This is a genomic window from Moorena sp. SIO4A5 (genome assembly GCF_010672005.1).
In the GTDB taxonomy this organism is placed as follows: Bacteria; Cyanobacteriota; Cyanobacteriia; order Cyanobacteriales; family Coleofasciculaceae; genus Moorena.
The window spans coordinates 1-4,174 of sequence record NZ_JAAHHZ010000415.1 but is presented as its reverse complement, the minus strand read 5'-3'; the positions used below and the strand labels follow the sequence as shown (position 1 = coordinate 4,174).

Below are 4,174 nucleotides of genomic sequence, written 5' to 3'. Positions count from 1 at the left end.
GTAGTCGAAACCGCCATATCCATCTCGAAGTGCTCCTTCGGGTGGGGACGTAGCTTGAACCCTAGCTACATTGGGAGATTTCGGAATCTCCACTTCCTTGAGCGTCTTTCATCGGTCGCCCTTATCCTGACATGATATTACGGCAAACCAGTAGGTCAAGGCGAGGGTAGTGATAAACATGATGTCAAAGCCTCCGAGCGAAAATGGCTGGAGACTGATTCGTCGGGTTCGTTTCACATAGGTGCGCTTTCCCCATTAAGAATTAAATTCGCCACGGGTCGCACCTGAGTAATCATGATCCTGACCCGGTGATGGCCTCACGAAAACAACATGATAAACGACGGTATCGACTGGAATTCAAAATACTTTCGTACCAGTACGTGGTTGATTAGTTTTGTCAGTCAACCAGGGTTAATTCAGTTTCCTTAGCAAGACCTTATCAAATTCTCAGTTAACGGTCACTTCCTCCTCAGTTAAGACCTGCATTCTAGTAATTAAAGAAAAGCAGTTCACCAATTAAGCTAATCAATCTTAGGAGAAACAAAGATGAAACGTCTCGTACTTGGCAGTTTAGGCACTTTGTTGATTGCTACCGCTACCACTCCCGTCTTAGCATCAGAAATCGCTGCAAATTATACCACCAGCCGTAACAATATTGTCGAAGTTCAACCGTTTAACCTGGTCTATCTGGCTTATCAAGGCTACTTTGCTGACCAAGGTATTCCCAGTAATGCTGGTTTCATCAGCGCTGTAAAAACCAAGAGAATTACCGCCAAAGACCTAGTAGCAAGTGCTATTGCAAGAGGAAGATTATCCCCAGAAACCATCAATGATTCTAGCTATCTGGCTCATGTGAAAACTCAACTATCCAACCTGGATAATGATTAATACTTAGGTAAGTATTTAGCCGTCAGCGGTCAGCCGTCAGCGGTCAGCCGTGAGCTAAAAGCGCATTAGCTAATAGCTGATAGCACCTCAAGTAGCGTGCGCGTAGCGTATTAGCTGATTGCTGAATGCTTACAAAATATCAAATCCTGGCTGGGGTTTGGATTTAACCATGTGTTTCTTAATAGATTAGCTAAACTATAAGTGGTTTTTCCAAAGTACAAAAAAGGTGTTTTCTGAAAACATATCAGTCACCTAATATATTTGAGAGTCAGTGGCAACTCTATTAAAAAATACTGACTAACAATTACATGAAACACCGTGAAATTTACGGCATCTTACACGCATTTATAGTCAGCTACTTTCCAACGCCCTTCTCCATGCTTGACCTCGGCTGCGGTGATGCTAGCTTCACCGCCCAGGCTTTAGCCAATACCACTATTGCTTCCTACAAAGGTATTGACCTCTCTGAGCCAGCACTAGAGATTGCTTGTGATAACATGAATTCTATCCCCTGCGAACAGACATTGATCCAGGGCGACTTCTTTGAAGTAGTTTCTGAGTTGGGACAAAAGCAGCAGGATAGGTTCGACGGGATTCTAAGTTCTTTTGCGTTCCATCACCTCAGTTTTGAGCAAAAAGATGGTATTATGGCTAAGCTGAGTCATCTGCTAAAAGCTGATGGTGTTTTTATTCTGATCGATATAGTTTCCACAGATGGAGAAACCCGAAACGCCTATCTAAGACGTTACCTAGAGGGTGTTTACCAAGACTGGGCTCAACTGACTCCCGAAGAAGTTTCCATGGTCGAGGGTCATATATTGTCTAGTGATTTTCCCGAAACCCAAACCACCCTGCAATCCCTTGCCCAGAAACATAATTTTAATCGGGTTGAGTGTCTGTATCGGGATCCCCTCAACACTAGCCAAGTGTTGTGCTTTTACAAAAATAGCGCTAAAAGCCCACTCCAGCTAGGGGTAAGATGAATGGGTGCCAGATTGAGATAGAAGCATGGAAAACTCAGCTCAAGCTGAAAAATCCTCAGAAATCAGCTACGGTAGGGAATAGGGAAACGGCAATCCGAAAGGATCTCAGATCCTTGGAGACCTATCTGTAAGTGGGGTGTAGTTGAGTATGAAAATTATCAGCCTATTAGCTGCGATCGCAATATTTCTAATCTCGGCTTGTTCCAATCAATCCGCGTCAACACCACTAACGGTGAGCATGCATTTGACTGATACCAAAGGCATTGGTAAAGAGATTGGCATTGTCAAAGCAACCCAAACCGAGAAGGGTCTGCAGCTAACCTCGAATCTGTCTGGATTAACTCCTGGAGAACATGGCTTCCATCTCCATACAAACCCCAACTGTGGTCCAGCCGAGAAGGAAGGTAAAGTAGTTCCAGGCTTAGCTGCTGGTGGTCATTATGATCCAGAAAATACCGGCAAACATGAAGGACCATTCGGTAATGGTCATTTAGGTGATTTGCCAAGGCTAGTGGTTAATCAACAGGGTGTTGCTAACACTCCAGTCGTAGCCCCACGGTTAAAGGTTGCTGACCTTAAGGGTCACTCTCTGATCATTCACGCCCAAGGTGACAATTATTCAGACACTCCCAAACCCTTGGGAGGGGGTGGTGCTCGAGCGGCTTGTGGTGTGATTTAGCCACAGTGTTGTGCGTTTTAGTTAACGGGTAAGCTATCAGCGTGTCGCGTATCAGCGTGTCGCGTATCAGTTATCAGCTTATGGGTTAGGTCCGATGCGTCGAAGCCTGTGCCACGACGCTACTGTTCGCGTTGGCGCAGCGTGGTTACAGGCCAAGCGTGCCCGTAGCGCAATCGGTGTTTTTCAATAAAAGAGGTAAGCATTCGTTTAATCTTGAGTTATGGGACGCTGAAGGCTGACAGCTGAACGCGCACGCGTGAGCTTTTAGCTCACGGCTGTTGGCGTAGCCTGCGCGTAGCGCATATGCTTACAGAATTTTGGATCAGCTTACTATTGGTTTTAATGAGTTCTTGTTGTTCTGGCCAGAATAATGTTGGTAATTCATCTATTGGAAACCACCCCAGCTGGTAACTGAGATTTGGATCAGTAGGAGTCCCCTCAATTTGGTCAGTAATGAACAGAAAATAGTAAGTCTTTTTCCAACACTGTTTGGCAAAGTCTAATCGTTCCTTAACTCCCAGTTCAGCAATAAATTTCAGGTCATTTAAGCCCGCTTCTTCCGCAATTTCTCGCTCTGCCGCCTCTAAAATGCTTTCTCCTGGTTCTACATGACCTTTGGGTAAGACGTATTCAAGTCTATTGCCTTCTTGAACTAGAGCAATGTATATCTGCTGCTCCCAACGGCGGGCAACAATACCACCAGCAGAGGTAGCCTCAGAAACTCCAGGCGGTCGTTGGTACCAAGTTTCATCAATAATCATTTTTACAGCAGTTTTCAATTGGGTGAGCTACAAATTCTTGGCTTTTAGGGAGCAGGGAGCAGGGAGTAGGGAGTAGGTAAGAGGTAAGATGGAAAAACTCCTGTGTACCTGATAGCTATGAAAAACGCTGTATCATTCTTGGTTGTTCGTTAATTTACCATTGAAAGTTGTAAATTAACAATTTTAAACTTTCAATGGTAAATTAACAATTAGCATTTAACACTTAAAACTTAACTAATCTCTACTCCCTGTTCCCTATTCCCTGTTCCCTATTCCCTGTTCCCTACTCCCTACTCCCTAATATCTATGGAATCAGCGAATCTCATCTAACTTAGCACGCACTTTCTGGATATCTTGCCACATCAGCCACTTTGGACTACCTTGATCTCGTTTGGGATTCCGCAGTAGGTAAGCAGGATGGAGAATTGGCATACACCACTTATGCCCTTCCCATTCCATCCAGGTACCCCGAATCTTAGTAATCCCCTTCTTGTTACCAGTTAAGCCTTTTACCGCTGTGGCACCAGTGAACAGAATAATTTGGGGGTCTACTAGGCGAATTTGCTCCAACAAGTAAGGTTTGCACGCTTCAATTTCATCAGGAGTAGGGGTGCGGTTACCAGGAGGTCGGCACTTCACCATGTTACAAATATATACATCTTGTTCACTATCGATTTTCACAGATGCCAAAATTTTCTCCAACAGTTTCCCTGCTCTGCCTACAAACGGCATACCGGTCTCATCTTCTTGTTTACCCGGTCCTTCTCCAATAATCATAATTAGGGCCTTAGGGTTGCCACGTCCAATAACAGCCTGAGTGCGGGTAGCTCCTAATTCGCAGCGTTGGCAAGATTGACAGTGTT

At 44.7% G+C, this 4,174-nt stretch carries 5 protein-coding genes; 3 read left to right on the top strand and 2 right to left on the bottom strand.

What is annotated here, in order from left to right:
- The first annotated feature begins 546 nt into the window (after nucleotides 1-546).
- From F6K57_RS38230 to sodC, 3 genes are all read left to right on the top strand, one after another.
- Nucleotides 547-888 (top strand): hypothetical protein, encoded by a 342-nt coding sequence (locus tag F6K57_RS38230; protein WP_293073703.1) that lies wholly within the window; start codon nucleotides 547-549, stop codon nucleotides 886-888.
- A gap of 308 nt (nucleotides 889-1,196) precedes the next feature.
- Nucleotides 1,197-1,871 (top strand): class I SAM-dependent methyltransferase, encoded by a 675-nt coding sequence (locus tag F6K57_RS38225; RefSeq protein ID WP_293023929.1) that lies wholly within the window; start codon nucleotides 1,197-1,199, stop codon nucleotides 1,869-1,871.
- Nucleotides 1,872-2,019: 148 nt separating this feature from the next.
- On the top strand, nucleotides 2,020-2,550 hold the full coding sequence (gene sodC / locus F6K57_RS38220; protein ID WP_293040526.1) for a superoxide dismutase [Cu-Zn] SodC: 531 nt from the start codon (nucleotides 2,020-2,022) through the stop codon (nucleotides 2,548-2,550).
- 269 nt (nucleotides 2,551-2,819) lie between these two features.
- Here the strand turns inward: sodC and F6K57_RS38215 are convergent, their stop codons facing one another.
- On the bottom strand, nucleotides 2,820-3,329 hold the full coding sequence (locus F6K57_RS38215; protein WP_293073699.1) for an NUDIX domain-containing protein: 510 nt from the start codon (nucleotides 3,327-3,329) through the stop codon (nucleotides 2,820-2,822).
- 294 nt (nucleotides 3,330-3,623) lie between these two features.
- A partial coding sequence (locus F6K57_RS38210; protein ID WP_293073697.1) for a uracil-DNA glycosylase occupies nucleotides 3,624-4,174 on the bottom strand: 551 nt, incomplete at its 5' end.